This window comes from Photobacterium sp. R1 (assembly GCF_054600795.1).
Genome location: NZ_BAAHZP010000327.1, coordinates 1 through 317, shown reverse-complemented (window position 1 = coordinate 317; position 317 = coordinate 1). Strand labels below are relative to the sequence as shown.

The 317-nt window shown below is 44.8% G+C and carries 1 pseudogene; it reads left to right on the top strand.

What is annotated here, in order from left to right:
- Positions 1–317: pseudogene (locus ACYP03_RS25260) on the top strand (carboxy terminal-processing peptidase); the annotation flags it as partial.

Sequence of the window (317 nt, the reverse complement as noted above, 5' to 3'; positions counted from 1 at the left end):
TCAAATCTGACGAGCTGAATCTTAAGCTGGCAGGCAAAGAGTGGAAAGACATCCAGGAAACCTTGAGTAAACGTTACAACAATGCGTTGAAGCGCCTTACTCAAAGTCACAGTGAAGATGTATTTCAGCTTTATATGAATGCATTTGCGCGAGAAGTTGACCCACATACCAGTTACCTTTCTCCTCGCAGCGCTGAACAGTTCCAGTCAGAGATGAACCTGTCTCTGGAAGGGATTGGTGCTGTGCTTCAGGTGGATGATGAATTCACTGTTATTCGTTCTTTAGTGGCTGGTGGCCCGGCATCAAATTCTAAAAAA